16 protein-coding genes and 1 pseudogene are annotated in these 18,413 nt (G+C 67.6%); 12 read left to right on the top strand and 5 right to left on the bottom strand.

The features are described 5' to 3' along the window. Positions 1-78 precede the first annotated feature (78 nt). From BBJ41_RS32460 to BBJ41_RS40815, 3 genes are all read right to left on the bottom strand, one after another. On the bottom strand, positions 79-720 hold the full coding sequence (locus BBJ41_RS32460) for a DUF938 domain-containing protein (RefSeq protein WP_069750221.1): 642 nt from the start codon (positions 718-720) through the stop codon (positions 79-81). Then, positions 717-1,613: an NAD-dependent protein deacetylase gene (locus BBJ41_RS32455; RefSeq protein ID WP_069750220.1), complete on the bottom strand. Its 897-nt coding sequence runs from the start codon at positions 1,611-1,613 to the stop codon at positions 717-719. The genes BBJ41_RS32460 and BBJ41_RS32455 overlap by 4 nt, the downstream gene beginning before the upstream one ends. A gap of 250 nt (positions 1,614-1,863) precedes the next feature. Next, positions 1,864-2,004 (bottom strand): hypothetical protein, encoded by a 141-nt coding sequence (locus tag BBJ41_RS40815; RefSeq protein ID WP_156814918.1) that lies wholly within the window; start codon positions 2,002-2,004, stop codon positions 1,864-1,866. 656 nt (positions 2,005-2,660) lie between these two features. Here BBJ41_RS40815 and BBJ41_RS32450 point away from each other — a divergent pair. The 3 genes from BBJ41_RS32450 to BBJ41_RS32440 all read left to right on the top strand — a co-directional run bounded on the left by BBJ41_RS32450 (position 2,661) and on the right by BBJ41_RS32440 (position 7,291). After that, positions 2,661-3,392, top strand: coding sequence for a GNAT family N-acetyltransferase (locus BBJ41_RS32450; RefSeq protein WP_069750219.1), 732 nt, complete (start codon positions 2,661-2,663; stop codon positions 3,390-3,392). A 94-nt stretch (positions 3,393-3,486) separates the two neighbouring features. Further along, complete coding sequence (locus BBJ41_RS32445) at positions 3,487-4,446, top strand: TIGR03571 family LLM class oxidoreductase (RefSeq protein WP_069750218.1); 960 nt, start codon at positions 3,487-3,489, stop codon at positions 4,444-4,446. A gap of 370 nt (positions 4,447-4,816) precedes the next feature. Then, positions 4,817-7,291 (top strand): mechanosensitive ion channel family protein, encoded by a 2,475-nt coding sequence (locus BBJ41_RS32440; RefSeq protein WP_069750217.1) that lies wholly within the window; start codon positions 4,817-4,819, stop codon positions 7,289-7,291. Positions 7,292-7,318: 27 nt separating this feature from the next. On the opposite strand, the gene BBJ41_RS32435 is transcribed toward BBJ41_RS32440, so the two are convergent. Further along, positions 7,319-8,152, bottom strand: a complete 834-nt coding sequence (locus BBJ41_RS32435) for a CerR family C-terminal domain-containing protein (protein WP_069750216.1) — start codon at positions 8,150-8,152, stop codon at positions 7,319-7,321. Positions 8,153-8,244: 92 nt separating this feature from the next. On the opposite strand from BBJ41_RS32435, the gene BBJ41_RS32430 reads away from it, so the two are divergent. From BBJ41_RS32430 to BBJ41_RS32405, 6 genes are all read left to right on the top strand, one after another. Continuing rightward, entirely contained in the window at positions 8,245-9,363 is a 1,119-nt protein-coding gene (locus BBJ41_RS32430) for an HlyD family secretion protein (RefSeq protein ID WP_069750215.1), read from the top strand. Continuing rightward, on the top strand, positions 9,356-10,942 hold the full coding sequence (locus BBJ41_RS32425) for an MDR family MFS transporter (RefSeq protein ID WP_069750214.1): 1,587 nt from the start codon (positions 9,356-9,358) through the stop codon (positions 10,940-10,942). The genes BBJ41_RS32430 and BBJ41_RS32425 overlap by 8 nt, the downstream gene beginning before the upstream one ends. Before the next feature lie 13 nt (positions 10,943-10,955). Continuing rightward, positions 10,956-12,443, top strand: a complete 1,488-nt coding sequence (locus BBJ41_RS32420) for an efflux transporter outer membrane subunit (protein ID WP_069750213.1) — start codon at positions 10,956-10,958, stop codon at positions 12,441-12,443. A 364-nt stretch (positions 12,444-12,807) separates the two neighbouring features. Then, on the top strand, positions 12,808-14,343 hold the full coding sequence (locus BBJ41_RS32415) for a catalase (protein WP_069750212.1): 1,536 nt from the start codon (positions 12,808-12,810) through the stop codon (positions 14,341-14,343). Between the two features lie 77 nt (positions 14,344-14,420). Then, positions 14,421-15,032 (top strand): ankyrin repeat domain-containing protein, encoded by a 612-nt coding sequence (locus BBJ41_RS32410; RefSeq protein ID WP_069750211.1) that lies wholly within the window; start codon positions 14,421-14,423, stop codon positions 15,030-15,032. A gap of 80 nt (positions 15,033-15,112) precedes the next feature. Continuing rightward, positions 15,113-15,583 carry a VirK family protein gene (locus BBJ41_RS32405; protein WP_069750210.1) on the top strand — a complete coding sequence of 157 codons (471 nt, stop codon included), beginning with the start codon at positions 15,113-15,115 and terminating at the stop codon, positions 15,581-15,583. 113 nt (positions 15,584-15,696) lie between these two features. Here the strand turns inward: BBJ41_RS32405 and BBJ41_RS32400 are convergent, their stop codons facing one another. Next, positions 15,697-16,491, bottom strand: a complete 795-nt coding sequence (locus BBJ41_RS32400) for an APH(3')-II family aminoglycoside O-phosphotransferase (protein WP_069750481.1) — start codon at positions 16,489-16,491, stop codon at positions 15,697-15,699. Between the two features lie 247 nt (positions 16,492-16,738). On the opposite strand from BBJ41_RS32400, the pseudogene BBJ41_RS32395 reads away from it, so the two are divergent. The 3 genes and pseudogenes from BBJ41_RS32395 to BBJ41_RS32385 form a co-directional block, all read left to right on the top strand. Beyond that, positions 16,739-17,146: pseudogene (locus BBJ41_RS32395) on the top strand (hypothetical protein); the annotation flags it as partial. A 32-nt stretch (positions 17,147-17,178) separates the two neighbouring features. Further along, positions 17,179-17,871, top strand: a complete 693-nt coding sequence (locus tag BBJ41_RS32390; protein WP_069750208.1) for a response regulator — start codon at positions 17,179-17,181, stop codon at positions 17,869-17,871. Positions 17,872-17,873: 2 nt separating this feature from the next. Then, positions 17,874-18,209, top strand: a complete 336-nt coding sequence (locus BBJ41_RS32385) for a hypothetical protein (protein WP_069750207.1) — start codon at positions 17,874-17,876, stop codon at positions 18,207-18,209. Positions 18,210-18,413: the final 204 nt, after the last annotated feature.

The raw sequence follows: 18,413 nt of genomic DNA, 5'->3' as shown, positions 1-18,413 counted from the left end.
AACAGGGCGCGACCCGACCCGGGCCGCGCGCACAGGCGAAAGGATAGTGGAAACCCGGCGTCGATGCGCGCTTGCGTGTCACTGCTCCGCGTGCGGAAGCCGCCGGAACACGACGCTCAGGTTGTTCGCCGGCATCTCGACGACCTCGATGCAGTCGAGCCCGCGATCGAGGCCAAGCGCGACGACGGTTTCGAGATCGCGCACGCCCCACGACGGGTCGCGGCTTCGCAACTGCAGGTCGAACGCTTCGTTCGACGGCGCCGTGTGCCGGCCCTCGCGGCGATACGGGCCGTACAGGAACAGCACGCCGCCCGGCCGCAGCAGGCGCGACGCGCCCGCGAACAGCGCGTCGGTGCAGGCCCACGGCGAGATGTGGATCATGTTGATGCAGACGATCGCGTCGAGCGCCGCAAGCGGCCACGCCGCGTCGCGCACGTCGAACGCGAGCGGCGCGGCGACGTTCGCGACGCCCGCATGCGCGATCCATGCGGCGATCGAGCGCAGCGCCTGCGCGTCGGGATCGCTCGGCTGCCAGCGCAGCCCCGGCAGCGCCTGCGCGAAGTGGACGGCGTGCTGCCCGGTGCCGCTCGCGATTTCGAGCACGTCGCCGCTCGCCGGCAGCACGCGTCGCAAGACGTCGAGGATCGGCCCGCGATTGCGTTCGGCCGCCGGCGCCGACAGCCGCGCGGACGGATCGGGTGCAGGTGTCGAGCCGGTCACGATGCGTGCTCCGTTGCGTTGCCCGCGAGACCCAGCCGCGCAGTCAGCGCATCGAGCGCAGGTGCGCAGCGCGCCTCGACCTTCAGCGTCAGCATCGGATCGGCGCGCGTATGACCGAGATTGAGCGCGGCGACCGGCTTGTGCTGCGCCTGCGCCCACACGCAGAAGCGGTAGCCGGAATACACCATCAGCGACGACCCGACGACGAGCAGCGCATCGGCCGCATCCAGCGCCTGCGCGGCCAGCGCAACGCGCTCGCGCGGCACGTTCTCGCCGAAGAACACGACCGCCGGCTTCAGCAGGCCGCCGCACGCGGGGCACGCCGGAATGCGGAACGTGTCGAGCGCATCCCATTCGAGATGCGCGTCGCCGTCCGCGGCCGGCTCGGCCTGCGCGCCCAGCAGCTCGGGATTGTCGGCTTCGAGCACGGTCTGGATCGTCGCGCGCGCATGATGCGCGCCGCATGCGAGGCAGGTCACGCCGTTGATCCCGCCGTGCAGTTCGATCACGTCGCCGCTGCCCGCGCGCTGATGCAGGCCGTCGACGTTCTGCGTGACGAGACGCTCGATCCGGCCCGCGCCGCCGAGCCGCGCCAGCGCAACGTGCGACCGGTTCGGCTGCGCGCGGCCGACGACCGGCCAGCCGATCATGCTGCGCGCCCAGTAGCGCCGCCGCGCCGCGTCGGAACCGAGGAATTCGTGAAGCTGGATCGGCGGCGAGCGCATCCATTGGCCGTTGCGGTCGCGATAGCCGGGAATGCCGGAATCGGTGCTGATGCCCGCGCCGGTCAGCACGAGCAGGCGCGGATGACGCTCGACGAACGCGTGCAGCGCGTCGAGCGCGGCCGGGTCGACGTCGGTGAATGAGGGATCGTGCAGGGCTTTATCGTTCATGTTTGAAACACGCGGTCGGGCGCGCGTGCCGGCCGTGCGCCCGCACGAGCGGCCCGCGCGCCAGCACATGATACCGAACGCGGCGCGATCGGACCGAGGTCCGTCCGACGGCGCGGCGCACAAAAAAAGACGCCCATCCGCCACTCGGCGATGGGCGCTTCAACAATTGATCCATCGGGGTAGTGGATCAACTGACAGCACGATATTGCGGCGTCCGCCACGCTGCGGCCGGCGAACGCTTCCCCCTGGACTACGCGTGTTCCGCGATGCCGCGCGCATCGTTGCGCCACCGGCCTTCCTGCACGATCCCGTTCAGGTCCGTCGCGTCGACACCATGCGCGACGCGCGAACGCCTACGCCGCGCGACGATTCGCGTTGCGCGCTGCGTCATGACGATCCGGGATCCAGGCCGGGCCATCCCCATGCGTTCGCGGTTCATCCCCGACGGCCGACTGGCACAGTCGGCCTCGTGCGTCACGCTTGCACGTCGTCGTTCAGAACGAACCCGATTGCTCGGATGGAACGGAAAGCCGCGCACTCACGTCGCCGCTATCAACGGCGAAGCGAATACCCTGGCAGGTCGGCGATTCATGTTTGCAACACGACACGTTGCGATTCGGTGTCTTTTCATTCTCTTGTCCCCGTATTCGATACGTCCGACCCACTGAAGCGATAGCCGGGCCGACTGCACCCGCGACCGCGCTCACGGCCCGTAGAGATATGCAAGGAGCGCACCATGCGTCATGCCGCAAGGCCACACGGGCGCATGCAAGGCCGTCGGCACCCATCCCGTGCCGGCAAAAGGCGCGAACGTTTCGAAACTGAAACGCGTGTGTGCGCGTGCCCGCTCGATGCCCGCAGCCCGGGCCTGCCGCCGCGCGGCTCTCGCGCGCGGCGCGGGCCGGCGTCGCGGCGTTGCATCTGCGCGCCACCGTCGCCCGGCTTACAATCGCCCCACAGTGGCCGCGCCTGCGTGACTGAACGCGCGCGGCCGATCTCGCGACCTTCGCACGACGCGCCGCCGCCCGGCCGCCCCCTGCCCGACACATGTCCGACGCAAAAGACTGGCTGGATATCGACTACCGCACGCTGTTCCGGCTGCGCCCGGATCGCCGGATCGAACGCGAGAACGATCCCGACTGCTCGCCCGGGCCGCGCTTCTGGCTCGGCGGATGCGCGGACGGCAACCTGTCGGGCATCCGCGCCGACGTGCACGCCGACATCGCTGCCGACCTGGCGCGCGTGGCCGGCAGCGAACCGCCGTTCGCAGAGCGCATGCTGCCCGTACATCTCGAACGCTATCTCGCGATGCTCGCGCCCGTTCAGCACTGGAACACCGGCCTCGTCTACGCGCTGCCGCACGCGCTTCGTTTCGACACCGACGCGCGCGTCGTGCTGATCGACGGCGACAGCGACGCAGGCAGGCAACTGCTGCAATCGCTGTCTGCCAACGGGATGCCCGAAGGCTTGTTCTCGATGGGGTTTCGAAGCGCCGCCGGCCTGTGGGCGCCGTGGTGCGCGGCGGTCGTCGACGGGGAAGTCGCATCGGTCGCGTTCGCCGCGCGGCTATCCGAGGCCGGCGCCGAACTGGGTCTCGCGACGGCTCCCGCGTTTCGGGGGCGCGGCCTCGCCGCTGCCGTCACCGCCGCGTGGTCGCGGCTGCCGTCGCTTCGAACGCGCACGCTGTTCTACAGCACCGACAGCCACAACCACGCGTCGCAACGCGTGGCGTCCCGCCTCGGCCTCGCGCTGCGCGGCAGGACGCTGCGGATCGCGTAGCGTCGGGCCACCGCACGCCTGCTTCACGCAAACACGTTAGCATCCGGACACGCAACGCCGCGCGTTCGCTTCGCACCGTCCCCGAGGAATCGACATGACCACGCCCGCCCCCGCCCGCCCCGACATCGCGCATCGCATCTTTTCGGACGAACGGCTGTCGATCGGCCTCACGCTTCCGCTGCTTCGCAGCGGCAACGTCGTCGCCGACTTCAACGAACAGCTCGAACTTGCGGCGCTGGCCGACGCGCTCGGCTTTCGCGCGCTGTGGATTCGCGACGTGCCGCTGAACAGCGCCGACTATCCCGATCCGGTCGGCCACCTCGACCCGTGGGTATTCCTAGGCGCACTCGCGGCGCGCACGCGCCGGATCGCGCTCGCGAGCGGCGCAATCGTGCTGCCGCTGCGTCATCCGCTGCATATCGCGAAAGGCGCGCTGTCGGTCGCGACGCTGTCCGGCGGGCGCTTCATCCTCGGGCTCGGCTCCGGCGACCGGCCGCCCGAATACGCGGCGTTCGGGGTCGACGCGCAGACACGGCGCGACCGGTATCGCGAGCACTGGGACGTGGTCGCGGCCGCGCTCGGCGTACCGTCTCGCGTACTGCCCGACGAAGCGCCGCCCGACGCGCCCGAATTCACGTTGCTGCCGCGCGGCGACGACGCGGTGCCGATGCTCGCGGTCGGCTCGGGTGGACAGAGCGTCGACTGGATCGCACGGCATTCGATCGGCTGGATGACGTATCACCGCGATCCGGACACGCAGCGCGCACGCTATTCGATGTGGCGCGCGGCAGTCGAACGCCTCGCTTCGCCGGCCTTTCGCGCGTTCGGCGTGTCGATGCGGCTCGATCTCGCCGCACATCCCGATGCGCCGGCCGCCGCGCTGCCGCTCGGTTATGCCACCGGGCGCCATGCATTGATCGACATCCTGCGGGACATGCACGCGGCCGGCACGCATCACGTCACGCTGAATCTCGGTTCGGACCGGCCCGTACGCGACGTCATCGAAGAAATCGCGACGCACGTGCTGCCGGTTTTTCACGACCGGCCGGCGTGATTCGCCGGGCAGCCCGATGCGCCGGTGGCGATGCGTGCCCGCCGCGCATGATCGGGCGAACGCTCGCGTCGAGACGCGTCGCCCCGCCGCCGGCACGCCGGCGTGACAAATGCCTTGCGATACGGCAGGAAGGATGTGCCTGCATGCCGGACTGTCGACAACCTGCGTCAGACGTGCACCTGTCCGAACGCGCGGCCGGCAACGCGTCAATACGGCTCGCGAGCGGGGCGCAAACACCCGTGCCGCCTCGCGTATGCCCGATTCGAATATTCATCGCCGGAACTATTCGGTTCCGAGCGCGATCATGTTAACTTCCGTCCATCGTTCAGCCCGGCGGGCCGCGCGACGATGCGCGTCCGCATCCCCACTCATGCGACATTTCCTCCTCGGCTGGCTGCTCGCCGCCGTCGTCTCGGCGGCTCACGCGGCCGCTCCCGCACCGGCCGCCGCGTCGACCGCCTCCGGCGCCGCGCCCGCGCTGACGCCGCAACAGGCCCGGCAGGCACTCGACGTGCTCGAAAACCCGCGCCAACGCGCACAGGTCGAAACGACACTGCGCGCGATCGCGGCAGTCGGCGTACTGAGCGCGCCCGCGCCCGTGGTCGCGGCGAGCGACGCGGCCGCGGCAAGCGGTGCGTCGGCCGCCGCGGCGCCGGCCGCGCTCACGTCGAACGGGCTCGCGTCGATGCTCGTTCGCCAGGGCGCGCGCTGGACGGCCCAAATCGGCGGCGCGCTGAACGAATCGCTGCGCTCGCTGCTCGATGTCGGCTCGGTGGGAAGCTGGTGGCACGACAGGCTGGTACGCGCCGACGAGCGCGCGGATCTCGCGCACGCGATCTGGATCATCATCGCCGTGCTCGTGCCCGCGCTCGTCGTCGAATGGTTCTCGAAACGGCTGCTGCGGCGCGCGCTGGCCGCGGTGGCCGCACGACGCGCCGATACGTCGCACCACACCGTGCCCGATTCCGTCACGCCCGACGACGACACCGCACCGCCGCCGGACGCACCCGAGCCGCTCGACGCCTCCAACGCATCCGACGCAGCGCCCGCGTCGTCGCCAGGCCGCGGCCACGCGCGTCGCCACACCACACTGCTGCACCGGATGCCGCGCGCGCTCGTCAGCCTCGCGCTGCGCGCGGTGCCGCTGCTCGTGTTCGTCGGCGTCGCGAGCCTGACGATGTCGGTGATCGGCGATGCGGGCACGCCGGTGGAAGCCGCGCTCGAATCGCTGATCGACATCTACGTGATCTGCCGGCTCGTCACGATCGTCAGCCGGCTGTTCTTCCAGCCCGATGCGCGGCAATTGCGGCTGCTGCACATCAGCGACGCATGGGCCGACTTCGCGCAACGCTCGATCGCGCGGATCGTGATCGTGACCGGCGCGTGCACGGCGGCGGTCGAGATCGCCGCGAACTTCGGCCTCAGCGAAGCCGGTCACGTCGCGCTGCTGAAGGCCGTCGCGCTCGTCGGGCACGTGATGATCTCGGCGCTGATCCTCCAGTGCCGCCAGCCGGTCGCCGCACGCATCCGCGCCGCCGGCGCGGACCAGCCGACCTTCGCGGCAATCGGCAACGCACTCGCGGACGCATGGGCGCCCGTTTCGGTCTTCATCGTGATGGCGCTGTGGTTCGTGTGGGCGCTCGACGTCCACAACGGCTATCGCGTGCTGATCACGCTCGGCGGCCGCTCGATCGCCGTGATGATCGCCATGCGGATGGTGTCGATCGTCGTGTTCGGCGCGCTCGCGCGGCTGTTCCAGGACCGCGAGGAAGACCGCACGCTCGTCCATGCGCACGCCTACCGCTACTACCCGCTGGTGCGCCGGATCGTGTCGGGCACGATCGGCCTCGTGACCGTCGTGCTGCTGCTGCAAACCTGGGGCGTGCCGGTCTTTCGCGCGTTCGAGACCGGCACGATCGGCCACCGGCTCGCATCGGCGCTGATGACGATCGCGATCGCGGCCATCGTCGCGCTCGTCGTCTGGGAAACCGCGAACATCGCGATCGAGCGCCGCCTGCAGCGCTGGACCCGCGAGGGTAATCTCGTGCGCGCGGCGCGGCTGCGCACGCTGCTGCCGATGCTGCGCTCGCTGCTGTTCGTGATGATCGCGCTCGTCGTCGTGCTGACGGGCCTCAGCCAGCTCGGCGTGAACGTCGGCCCGCTCCTGGCCGGCGCCAGCATCTTCGGCGTCGCGCTCGGCTTCGGCTCGCAGAAGCTCGTGCAGGATTTCATCACCGGGATCTTCCTGCTGATGGAGAACGCGATGCAGGTCGGCGACTGGGTCACGCTCGCCGGCGTGTCAGGCACCGTCGAATACCTGTCGATCCGCACCGTGCGGTTGCGCGCGGGCGACGGATCGCTGTACACGATCCCGTTCAGTTCGGTGACGACCGTCAACAACACGAATCGCGGGCTCGGCAACGCGGCCGTCAAGGTCAGCATCGCCTACGGCGAGGATATCGATCGCGCGATCGCGACGCTGAAGGAAATCGGCGCCGCGCTGCGCGACGATCCGAAGTACCACGACGGCATCCTGTCCGATTTCAGCTACTGGGGCATCGACCAGGTCGACGGCGCGGCGCTTGCGCTCGCCGGGCAGATGCAGTGCACGGACTCGACGCGCTGGAGCGTGCAGCGCGAATTCAACCGGCGGATTGCGGAAACCTTCCGCGAACGCGGCATCCGGATCGCCAATCCGCAACGCAGCGTCGTCGCGTATGCCGACGGATCGCGGCCTGACGGCAACCACGAAGACGATAGCGGCAGCAACGCCCGCAACGGCAACGCCGCCGAAACCGCGCCCCGGCCGCCGTCGCCCGGCGAACCGGATCGCAAGCCGCGCTGACCAGCAACGACTACCGCCGTGCCGCGCTCAACGCGCGGCGGGCTTCTTCACGCGACGCGTGCTTGCCGCCGCTGGCGTTGACGCAGCCGGCTTCGCCGCGCGTTTTGCGGTAGTACGCGCCCCCCGCTTCCCACCGGCTTCCACACCGGTGGCATTCGTGTCGCGCTGCGCGTGCCATTGCCCGAGCAGTACGCGAGTCTGGTCGGCGATCGTGTCGATCACCAGCGCCGCACGTTCGCCCTCGAAGGTTTCCCATTCGAGCAGTTGCAGCGCCGAACGCTGCGCGATGTGGAACACCGTGAGCTGCCCGAACAGGCTCAGCGCGCGCAGCCGCGTGACGGGATCGTCGGCCGGCCGCCCCGAGATGCGGCCGATCAGCTCCGTGCTCACGTCGTTGAGCGGCTTGCGCATCCGTTTCATCAGGATTTCGCTCGCGCTCGCCGGCTCCTGGCCGCCCTGCTCGCGTGCAAAGAACATCCGCTGGTTCATCGTCTTCGGCGCCGTGAACATCCGGTCCGACAGCGCGTGCAGCAGCGCGATGAACGCGTCGATCAGCACGTCGACGTCCGCATCGGCTTCGAGCATCGCCCACGCATGGCCGACCGCCGGCGCGAACACCTCCCAGCCGTTCTCGGCAATCGTCTCCACGCACGCGCGGTAAACGCCTTCCTTGTTCTCGAAGTAGTACTGGAGCGCCGGCGCGTTCACGCCGGCCATCGCGGCGATCTCCCGCGTCGACGCGCCCGCGAACCCGCGTTCGCCGAACAGTTCGATCGCCGCCTCGATGATCCGCTGGCGCGTTTCGTCGCCACGCGCATAGCCGCCCGCCGACGTGCGACGCAGCTTCTTCGCTTCGTTCATGCCTTCCCCATCATCCGGTCGATCGACATTCTACTTGACACAATTCTACCAACTGGAATAATTCTTCCACTTGGAATAATTTGGATGCCTGCATGTCGACGCCTCAAGTCCCGCCACAGAAAGCAGATCGTCAGGAAACCGGAACAACGCCGCGAAACGGCGGATCGAAACGACGCATCCTGCTCATCGTCGCCGTGCTCGCGGCAATCGGCGGCGCCGTCTGGCTCGCCCGCTGGTGGACGGTCGGCCGTTTCATCGAAAGCACCAACGACGCGTACCTGCAGGCCGACAGCATGACCGCCGCGCCGAAGGTCGCCGGCTACGTGACCGACGTCTACGTGCGCGACAACCAGGCCGTGAAGGCCGGCGATCCGCTCGTGCGGCTCGACGTCCGCCAGTACCAGGTCGCGCTCGCGCAATCGCTCGCGACCGTCGACGCCCGCCGCGCCGATATCGCACGCGCCGAAGCCGACATCAGCCAGCAGCACGCGAATCTCGAACAGGCTTCGGCGCAAGCAAAGGTGTCGCAGATCAACGTGCAGCACGCGAGCGACGAATACACGCGATATGCGCCGCTCGCGGCGACCGGCGCCGAAACGCACGAACGCGTCGCCGACCTGAAGAGCACGCGCGACCAGGCGCTCGCGACGCTCGCCGCGAACAACGCGTCGATTGCCGCCGCACGCACGCAGATCGCGTCGTTCACCGCACAACTCCAGCAGGCCCGCGCACAACTCGAAGCCGCGCAGGCCAGCGCCGCGCAGTCGCAACTCGACCTCGACAACACGGTCGTGCGCAGCACGCTCGACGGCCGCGTCGGCGATCGCACGGTGCGCGTCGGCCAGTACGTGCAGCCCGGCACGCGCCTGCTGACCGTCGTGCCGGTCGATTCGATCTACCTCGTCGCGAACTTCAAGGAAACGCAGATCGGTCAGATGCGCATCGGCCAGCCCGTCGAGCTGCATGTCGACGCGCTGCCGGACGGCGCGCTGACCGGCGTCGTCGACAGCTTCGCGCCCGGCACGGGCGCGCAGTTCGCGCTGCTGCCGCCGGAGAACGCGACCGGCAACTTCACGAAGATCGTCCAGCGCGTGCCGGTGCGCATCCGCCTCTCCGCGAACGCACGCGCACAGCGCATGCTGCTGCCGGGGCTGTCGGTGACGGTCGACGTCGATACGCGTTCGGCCGCAAACGAGCAGCGTCATGGCTGACACGCCCGCCACGACATCCGCGCCGCCGCACGAAGGCCGCGCGAGCGTGACCGACTGGATCGCGGTCGCGGCCGGCGCGCTCGGCGCGCTGATGGCCACGCTCGACATCTCGATCACGAACTCCGCGCTGCCGCAAATCCAGGGCGAAATCGGCGCGACCGGCACCGAAGGCACGTGGATCTCGACCGGCTACCTGATGTCGGAAATCGTGATGATCCCGCTCGCCGCGTGGCTCACGCGCGTGTTCGGGCTGCGCAATTTCCTGCTGACGAACTCGGCGCTCTTCATCGCGTTCTCGATGATGTGCGGCTGGTCGCATTCGCTGCCGATGATGATCGCCGGCCGGATCGGCCAGGGCTTCACGGGCGGCGCGCTGATCCCGACCGCGCAGACCATCATCCGCACGCGGCTGCCGTTGTCGCAGTTGCCGGTCGGGATGACGCTGTTCGGCCTGATCGTGCTGCTCGGGCCACTGTTCGGCCCCGTGCTCGGCGGCTGGCTCGCGGAGAACGTGAACTGGAGCTGGTGCTTCTTCATCAACCTGCCCGTGTGCCTGCTGCTGATGGGGCTGCTGTGGTTCGGGCTGCCGTCGGACCGCCCGCAATGGAGCACGTTCTTCAACGCGGACTGGCTCGGGATCGCCGGCCTTGCGATCGGGCTGAGTTCGCTCACCGTCGTGCTCGAGGAAGGCCAGCGCGAACGCTGGTTCGAATCGCAGATGATCGTCACGTTGAGCTTCGTGTCGCTCGCGGGGATGATCCTGATCGCGCTGTCGCAGCGCTTCGCGAAGCGGCCGATCATGCGGCTGTCGCTGATGCGCAACCCGCGCTATGCGAGCGTGATCGTGATCGTGTCCGCGGTCGGCGCCGGGTTGTACGGCGTGTCGTACCTGCTGCCGCAGTTCCTCGCGATCGTCGCCGGCTACAACGCGGAGCAGGCCGGCGCGATCATGCTGCTGTCGGGGCTGCCGGCATTTCTCGTGATGCCGATCCTGCCGCGCCTGCTCGGCAAGGTCGATTTCCGCATCCTCGTGATCTCGGGGCTGCTGCTGTTCTGCCTGAGCTGCATGCTCGACATCAGCCTGACCGCGCAGAGCGTCGGCCACGACTTCGTATGGTCGCAACTGATCCGCGGCCTTGCGCAGATGCTCGCGATGATGCCGCTCAACCAGGCGTCGATGGCGGCCGTCGCACGCGAAGACTCGGGCGATGCGGCCGGGCTCTACAACATGGCGCGCAATCTCGGCGGCTCGATCGGGCTCGCGATCATCGGCACCGTGATCGACCGGCGCACGACCTTCCATACGGCCGCGCTCCGCGAATCGGTGACCGCGAACTCGCTGATCGGGCAGGACCGGCTGTCGGCCTATGCGGCGAACTGGTTCGCGCACACCGGCGACCTCGCGTATTCGAACATGCGCGCGCTCGGGCAGCTTGCGCGGCAGATCCAGATCCAGGCGGTCGTGATGACCTATTCCGAAACCTTTTATCTGCTGGGCCTCGCATTGCTCGCCTGCGTGCCGCTCGCGCTGCTGCTGAGAACGCCGCGCGGGCCGCAGCCGATGTCGTCCGGCCATTGAACCGTCTTACGCGATGAAACCCTTCTCCCTGCCCCGCCGCCCCGCGCTCACGCTGTGCGCGGCTGCATGCCTGCTCGCCGGCTGCACGGTCGGCCCCGACTACCGCGGCGCGCCCGCTGCGCCGGATGCGCCGACTTTCGTGCGCGCGCCGGCATCCGGCATCGACACCGGCGCGCCCGCACCGAGCGCCTGGTGGCACGCGCTGAACGATCGCCAGCTCGACGACCTGATCACCGCCGCGCTCGTATACAACCCCGATCTGCACGCCGCGCAGGCGCGCTTGCGCGCGGCGCGTGCGCAGCTCTCGCAACAGCGCGCGGCGCAATTGCCGAAATCGTCGGCCACCGTCGCGGCCATCCGCATGCGGGAGCCGGACGTCAGCGCGCTCGGCTCGCTGCTGCCGTCGAACAGCTCGAACCAGTCGAGCGGATCATCGCCGTCGCTCGGCGGCTCGGGCCCGCTGCAGCTCTATTCGGCAGGCTTCGACGCAACCTGGGAAATCGACCTGTTCGGCGGCACGCGCCGCGCGGTCGAAGCAGCGTCGGCGCAAGCGGAAGCCGTCGACGCCGATCTCGCCGATACGCAAGTGTCGATCGCGGCCGAAGTCGCGAACGCGTATGTCGATCTGCGCGACCAGCAGCAGCGGCTTGCACTGTCGCAACGCACGGCCGAGCTGCAGCAGAAGATGCTCGAACTCACGCAGCAGCGCCGCGCGCGTGGCGTCGCGGCCGATGCGGACATCGAACGCCTGACGACGCAGGTCGAGAACACGCGCGCGTCGCTGATTCCGCTCGACGCGCAGGTGACGGAATCGCTCGACCGGCTCGCGATCCTGACGGGCCGCGCGCCGGGTGCGCTCGACGCCGCGCTGTCGGCGCCAGACGCTCCGCTGCCGACGCTGCCCGGCAGCGTGGCAATCGGCGATCCGGCCGCGCTGCTGAAGCAGCGCCCCGACATCCGCGCGGCCGAGCGCCGGCTCGCGTCGACCAATGCGCAGATCGGCGAGCATGTCGCCGACTATTTCCCGAAGGTGACGCTGCTCGGCGATCTCGGCTTCAGCGCGACGGACCCGGGCCATCTGTTCCGCAAGCAGAACTTCACGTGGGTCGGTGCGCCGTATCTGCAATGGAACATCCTCGACTTCGGGCGCACGCGCGGCGCGGTGCGCGCAGCCGAAGCGTCACGCGACGAAGCCGAAGCGAACTACCAGAAGGCGGTGCTCGGCGCATTGCAGGATGCCAACACTGCGCTGCAACGCTACGGGCACCAGCGCGAACACGTCGTCGCCTTGACGAAGGTACAGGCGTCGGCCACGCATTCCAGCTCGCTGATGGACCAGCGCTATCGCGCAGGTGTCGCATCGATGATCGACCTGCTCGATACGCAACGCGAATCGCTCGCCGCGCAGCAGAACGTGATCGCCGGGCAAGCCGAACTGATCAAGGACTATGTATCGCTGCAGAAGAGCCTCGGGCTCGGGTGGCAGACGAGTGCGGGGTGACGCCGGGCAGGTCGTTGCCGTGCGGCCACTGCGACGAGTGGCCGTCTCGCGCGACAACCCGTGGCATGCCAGCCTGCGTCGATGCCTGACATGCTGCGCGTAAACGCCATGAAAGGCATCACGCGTTCGATCGTCTGCAGCATCGCCGCGCGGTACGTGCACGATAGCGTTGCCATACGCAACGCAATAACTCATTGCGTGCGCAACAATATTCGTTCTGTCCTTCCGCAACGACAGGCCTCGCACCGTATCGACGCCGCGGCTATCGAAAACATATCGAATATCAATTAGCCAATCATCTGACGATCTCTTCTAATTCAGTCGGCTTCCCCACCACCGATCGGATTCAAGGAGTTCCATCGTCATGTCCTCACCCTCCCATCGCGTGCTGCGGCACGCAGTCGCCGCGATCTGCGTTGCACTCTCCGCGTCTCCCTATGCCGCCGAACTCACTCGCGATACCGGCGCACCCGTCGGCGACAACCAGAATTCGCAGACGGCCGGCCCTGCCGGCCCCGTGCTCCTGCAGGACTCCGCGCTCATCGAGAAACTGCAGCGCTTCGATCGCGAACGCATTCCCGAACGCGTCGTGCACGCGCGCGGCACCGGCGCATTCGGCGAGTTCGTGCCGAGCGCCGACATCTCCGACCTGACGAAGGCGAAGGTCTTCACGCCGGGCACGCGCACGCCGGTGTTCGTGCGGTTCTCCACCGTGATGGGCTATCGCGGCTCGCCGGAACAGGCGCGCGACCCGCGCGGCTTCGCCGTGAAGTTCTATACGCAGCAGGGCAACTGGGACATGGTCGGCATCAACTGGCCGGTGTTCTTCATTCGCGACGGCATCAAGTTCCCCGACTTCGTCCACGCGAACAAGCCGAGTGCCGTGACCGGCGTGCAGGACCCGAACCTCGCGTTCGACTTCTTCGCGAACACGCCCGAAGCGACGAACATGCTGACGATGCTGTACACGAATGCGGGCATGCCCGACTCGTATCGCCACATGGACGGCTTCGCCGTGCATGCGTTCAAGTTCGTCAATGCGCACGGCGACGTGCATTACGTGAAGTTCCACTGGAAAAGCCAGCAAGGCGTGCACGGCCTGCGTCCGCAAGACATCGCCGCGTCGATCGGGCGCGACTGGAACATGATGACGAACGACCTGTACGGCGCGCTGAAGCAAGGCGACTACCCGAAGTGGGATCTGTACGTGCAGGTACTGACGCCGAAGGACCTGAACCGCTTCGACTTCGATGCGCTGGACGACACGAAGGTCTGGAGCGGCGTGCCTGAACGCAAGATCGGCACGATGACGCTGAACCGCGTGCCCGACAACTACTTCCAGTCGACCGAGGAATCGGCGTTCGCGCCGTCGCGGCTCGTGCCGGGCATCGAGCCGTCCGAAGACCGGATGCTGCAGGATCGCCTGTTCGCATACGCCGACACGCAGATGTACCGGCTCGGCGCGAACTACATGGACCTGCCGGTCAACCGCCCGGTCGTGCCGGTCGTCAACAACAACCAGGACGGCAAGATGAATGCCGGCGACCGCAAGGGCGAGGTGAACTACGAGCCGTCGACGCTGCACGAACTCGCGCAGGATCCCCAGTACAAATCCGTGCGCACGACGCTTGGCGGCACGACGCAACAGGAAGCGATCCACAAGAAGCTGCTGTTCCGTCAGGCGGGCGAGTACTACCGCGGCTTGTCGCAGCAGGACAAGGATGACCTGATCACCGCGCTGTCCGGCGATCTCGGCAAGGTGACGAACGCGCACAACCAGTACGCGATGCTGTCGTACTTCTACAAGGCGGACGCCGATTACGGCACGCGTCTCACGCAAGCCGTTCACGCGAACCTTCAGCAGGTGCAGTCGCTTGCGGCCAAGCTGAACGAGAACTGATCGCACGGCCCCTGCCTCGGTCGACGTGCGGGGTTGTCCCTCGCACGTCGACCCAACCTCTTCATCAGGACTTCCCCATGCAACCCGAACGCTTCACGCGCGCAATCCGCGCGGCCGCAGCGGCCCTGGCGCTTGCCGCGATCGCCGGCTGCGTGCACCTTCCCGATCGACCGGCCTATGGCAAGGCCGATCCTGCCGCGCTGCGCCGCTATGACGGCGACTGGTTCGACGCCGCCCGCATCGGACGCGTCGACATCCTGCGCGCATTGCACGACGCCGGTTATCCCGTCGACGCCACCAACAGCCGCGGCTTTACGGCCGTGATACTCGCGTCCTACGACGGCCAGCCTGCCGCCCTCGACTACCTGCTGTCGGCCGGCGCCAACGCGTGCGCCGGCGATCGCCACGGCAACACGGCGCTGATGGGCGCGCTCTTCAAGAACGAACCCGACATCGCGCGGCGCCTGATCGACACGCGTTGCCCGATCGACCAGACGAACGGCGCCGGCGAAACGGCGCTCGGGTTCGCAACGCTCTTCAATCGCTTCGAGCTGATTCCGCTGCTCGTCGCGCGCGGCGCGAATCCGAACCATGTCGACCGGCGCGGCCAGTCGCTGCTCCAACTCGCGCTGTCGCACGACAACGCGGAAGCGGCGGATGCGCTGCGACAGGCCGGCGCCAGACGGTAGCCTCGCTACGAGAAACCGTCTGAAAAATGCCCTCTCACCGTGCTATCGTGCCGTTGGTTTCATCGCACGGAGACAGGAAAATGCTGAATCGCTTCGCCATTGTTCTTGTTGCCGCCGGCGCGGCAACCAGTCTTGCCGCACACGCCGCGAGCGCCCAGCCGGACGGCGCCACTTCGTATCGACAGTTGCGCACGCGGCTGTTCGCCGGCGTGACCGTGACCGCGATCTTTTCGCCGAACCAGTGCCAGAACGCGCAGCAGACGCCAGCGAAGGCAACCGTGCCCACCGTGTCGGGCGGCTTCGCGATACGCGATTTCATGGAAGTCGGCGGCAATACGCTTGCATTTGCCAACCAGCACCTCACCGTCCAGCCGAGCGGTTCGCCGGTGCTCGAACTGATCCAGTACCGCGTCATGCAGGACGACAGCGCGACGGTCACGGTGCGCTCGCTTTCGCCCACCACGTACCAGCCGGTCGCGCCGGCGCAGGTTTTCCAGTGCACGCTCGGTGACGGCCTGCGCTTCGTCAATACGTGGCGGGAACGCGACTGACACAGGGAATTCGTAGAAAACGCGGGAATTCACGCCAAAACAGCAGGAGTGCTACGAAATCCGGATGGCGCGCGAGACAGGGAATCGCGCGCTGCCCGTGAACGCCTGCCGACTCAGAAAAACTCGTCGAGCAACCGGTAGAAGGCGATCCGGTCCGGATCGGGGTGCTCGATTCCGTAGCGCGCGAAGAATGGCGCGACCCATTCGCTGCCCAGATCCGCTTCGATATCGCGCGTCGCCAGTGCCAGATCCTGATAGCGATCGGCCACACCCAGGCGCCCGCAGTCGATGAAGCCGGAAAAAGCCTCCTCGTCGACCATGAAGTTGGGCAGGCACGCATCGCCGTGCGTGACCACCTTGTCTTCGATCGGCGGCCGGTGCGCCTGAAGCCTCGCGAACAACACCCACAGCGGCACACCGGTACTCGAATCGTCGAGGTTGTCCTCGTCGACGAGCCCCGCGTTCATCCGCGCCCGGGCACGCTCGATCCGATGCGCGGCGCCGTGATCGAACGGACAGGCGGCCGGATCGAGCCGATGCAGCGCGCGCAACGCATCGGCCATGATCGTCACCTTCCCGGCCGGCGCGAGCCGCGCCGTTTCGAGGTTCTCGCCGCGCACGGCGCTCAGCAGCATCCACTCGCGCCCCGCCGTCGACACCACGTCGAGTACCCGTGCACCCGGCACGCCCGTGGCCGCCAGCCTGCGCAGCCGCGCCGCCTCGTCCTGCAGTTCGCCCAACGGCCCCGCCGGCTCGGTCTTGACGAACCGGCGCGATCCATCACGCGCATCGAGCCGGAACACCACGGCGTCCGACTGGCCGTCTGTCTGCCGCGTCCATCGGCAGCCTGCCAGCGTGGCCGTCCAGGCCGCAGGCACGTCGTTGCAGAGCTTGTCCTTGTCGATCACGTCGGGCTCGATCCTCGTTGGCTGGGCCGGCAAGCGCGCCATTGGCGACACCGTGCGAAACAGCCGGGAATGATACAGCGCCGCGCCCATTCGTCAGGGCATTGCGACGCCGCTGACGCCTTCTTTTGCGCGCCTTTCACCCGCTCCATCGAATCTCCATCTTTCCGCATGAAAGACGCCAACTAATCGATACAAACTCCGCCCCGTCAAAGCAGGCAGTGGGCTGCCTGCGTTTCCTGGAGTCGCTATGAAGAATCAGAAACGATGCTGCTACAGCGCGTTATGCGCGTTGGCGGCGGCGATGCTGGCGGGTTGCGGGCCCGCCGAACAACAGGCCGCCGCATCACTGCAACGTGCGCAGGCCGCGCTCGAGCGCGCGAAAGTGCAGACGGTGCGCTTCAAGCCGCTCGTCGAAGCCGATGCGATCAGCCGCCAGCTCGACCTGAAATTCGCCACCGTGGAAGCGCCGATCGCCGGCCGCATCGACCAGGCGCTCGTGATCGAAGACACGCTGGTGTCGAGCGGCGACAGCCAGCCGATGGCACGCATCCAGCCGATCGACCCGATCTACGTCGACGTGCGCCAGCCGGCCGCGTCGCTCGAATCGCTGCGCGGCGCGCTCGCGACGCAGCCGGAAGCCTCGGGCAACGGGCTGTCCCGATGGTTCGACATCGCATGACAAACTCCATGACGAATTCACTGATACTGATTGCAGAAGACGAGCCCGACATCTCGAACATCCTCGATGCGTACCTGACGCTCGACGGCTTTCGCACCTACCGCGTCGCCGACGGCCAGGCGGTGCTCGACGTGCAACCGCACCTGCAGCCCGACCTGATCATGCTCGACGTGAAGATGCCGCACCGGAGCGGCTGGGACGTCCTCGCCGAACTGAGGCGGCGCGGCAATACGCCTGTCGTCCTCCTCGCCGCGTTCGACCGCGACCTCGACCGGCTGCAGGCACTCCGCTCCGGCGCAGACGATTACATCGTCAAGCCGTTCAACCCGGCCGAGGTCGTCGCGCGGCTGCGCGCGATCCTGCGCCGGTCGAACCCGCCGCCGACCACGCGCATGCTGCGCGTCGGCGATCTGGAGATCGACACCGAAAGCTATCTGACGCGCGTGCGAACCCGATCCGCCGAGGTGCCGATCACGCTGACGCTGACGGAATTCCGGCTGCTCGCGCACATGGCGAGATCGCCGAGCCGCGTGTTCACGCGCGGCGAACTGCTCGATGCGTGCATGGCCGACACGAGTGCCATGGAGCGCACGATCGACAGCCACATCTGCAGACTGCGCAAGAAGCTCGAACAGGCCGGCGCGCCGGGCATGCCGGAAGTGATGCGCGGCGTCGGCTACCGGCTGCGGGGCGCGCAGTAACCGTGCCTGCGCGACCGGGACGACAAATCGGGCAGGCGATCGGCCTGATCGCGATCGCCGTCATGCTGATCGACTGCACCGGTGCCTTCTTCATCGGCGCACTACGCGAGCCGGTTGCATTGCCGCACGACGCAATGATCGGCGGCGCGCCGACCTGCCTGCTGCTCGGGACGGTGCTGCTCGCCGCACTGCTGGCGGCCTCGTTCGACCTGTTCAGGCTGACGCGCTGCACACTCGGCGCGCTCGATTCGGTTGCGGAAGGCGCCGGCAATTCGAGCATGTCCTCGATAACGATCACCCCGTTACCGATCGGCCATTACAGGACGAACGGGAAATGATCGACGAATCGCCTTCGGCATTACCTTCGCCGACGGTCTCGAAAATTACAAAATACCGCCAATCTTTTCAAAAACATTTCGTCTTATTCGATTTAATTTTGTTTCATATAATCAGAAAAAGTTTGACACTCCGCTTTCGTTCTTGATAACGTCCGATGCAAGCAATCTAACCAATTGCTCGTCACGCAATCGATTCCGCTCCAC

Origin of the sequence: Burkholderia stabilis (genome assembly GCF_001742165.1) — a bacterium.
Taxonomy (GTDB): domain Bacteria; phylum Pseudomonadota; class Gammaproteobacteria; order Burkholderiales; family Burkholderiaceae; genus Burkholderia; species Burkholderia stabilis.
Note: the sequence above shows the minus strand (reverse complement) of the source record. Positions and strands in the feature narration are given on the sequence as shown.

Bases quoted from the DNA above. Each gene is read 5' to 3' on its own strand.
- BBJ41_RS32390 (WP_069750208.1), top strand. From the start codon at position 17,179: ATGACGAATTCACTGATACTGATTGCAGAAGACGAGCCCGACATCTCG.
- BBJ41_RS32420 (WP_069750213.1), top strand. From the start codon at position 10,956: ATGAAACCCTTCTCCCTGCCCCGCCGCCCCGCGCTCACGCTGTGCGCG.
- BBJ41_RS32425 (WP_069750214.1), top strand. From the start codon at position 9,356: ATGGCTGACACGCCCGCCACGACATCCGCGCCGCCGCACGAAGGCCGC.
- BBJ41_RS32410 (WP_069750211.1), top strand. From the start codon at position 14,421: ATGCAACCCGAACGCTTCACGCGCGCAATCCGCGCGGCCGCAGCGGCC.
- BBJ41_RS32435 (WP_069750216.1), bottom strand. From the start codon at position 8,152: ATGAACGAAGCGAAGAAGCTGCGTCGCACGTCGGCGGGCGGCTATGCG.
- BBJ41_RS32450 (WP_069750219.1), top strand. From the start codon at position 2,661: ATGTCCGACGCAAAAGACTGGCTGGATATCGACTACCGCACGCTGTTC.
- BBJ41_RS32455 (WP_069750220.1), bottom strand. From the start codon at position 1,613: ATGAACGATAAAGCCCTGCACGATCCCTCATTCACCGACGTCGACCCG.
- BBJ41_RS32405 (WP_069750210.1), top strand. From the start codon at position 15,113: ATGCTGAATCGCTTCGCCATTGTTCTTGTTGCCGCCGGCGCGGCAACC.
- BBJ41_RS40815 (WP_156814918.1), bottom strand. From the start codon at position 2,004: ATGACGCAGCGCGCAACGCGAATCGTCGCGCGGCGTAGGCGTTCGCGC.
- BBJ41_RS32430 (WP_069750215.1), top strand. From the start codon at position 8,245: ATGTCGACGCCTCAAGTCCCGCCACAGAAAGCAGATCGTCAGGAAACC.
- BBJ41_RS32445 (WP_069750218.1), top strand. From the start codon at position 3,487: ATGACCACGCCCGCCCCCGCCCGCCCCGACATCGCGCATCGCATCTTT.
- BBJ41_RS32440 (WP_069750217.1), top strand. From the start codon at position 4,817: ATGCGACATTTCCTCCTCGGCTGGCTGCTCGCCGCCGTCGTCTCGGCG.
- BBJ41_RS32415 (WP_069750212.1), top strand. From the start codon at position 12,808: ATGTCCTCACCCTCCCATCGCGTGCTGCGGCACGCAGTCGCCGCGATC.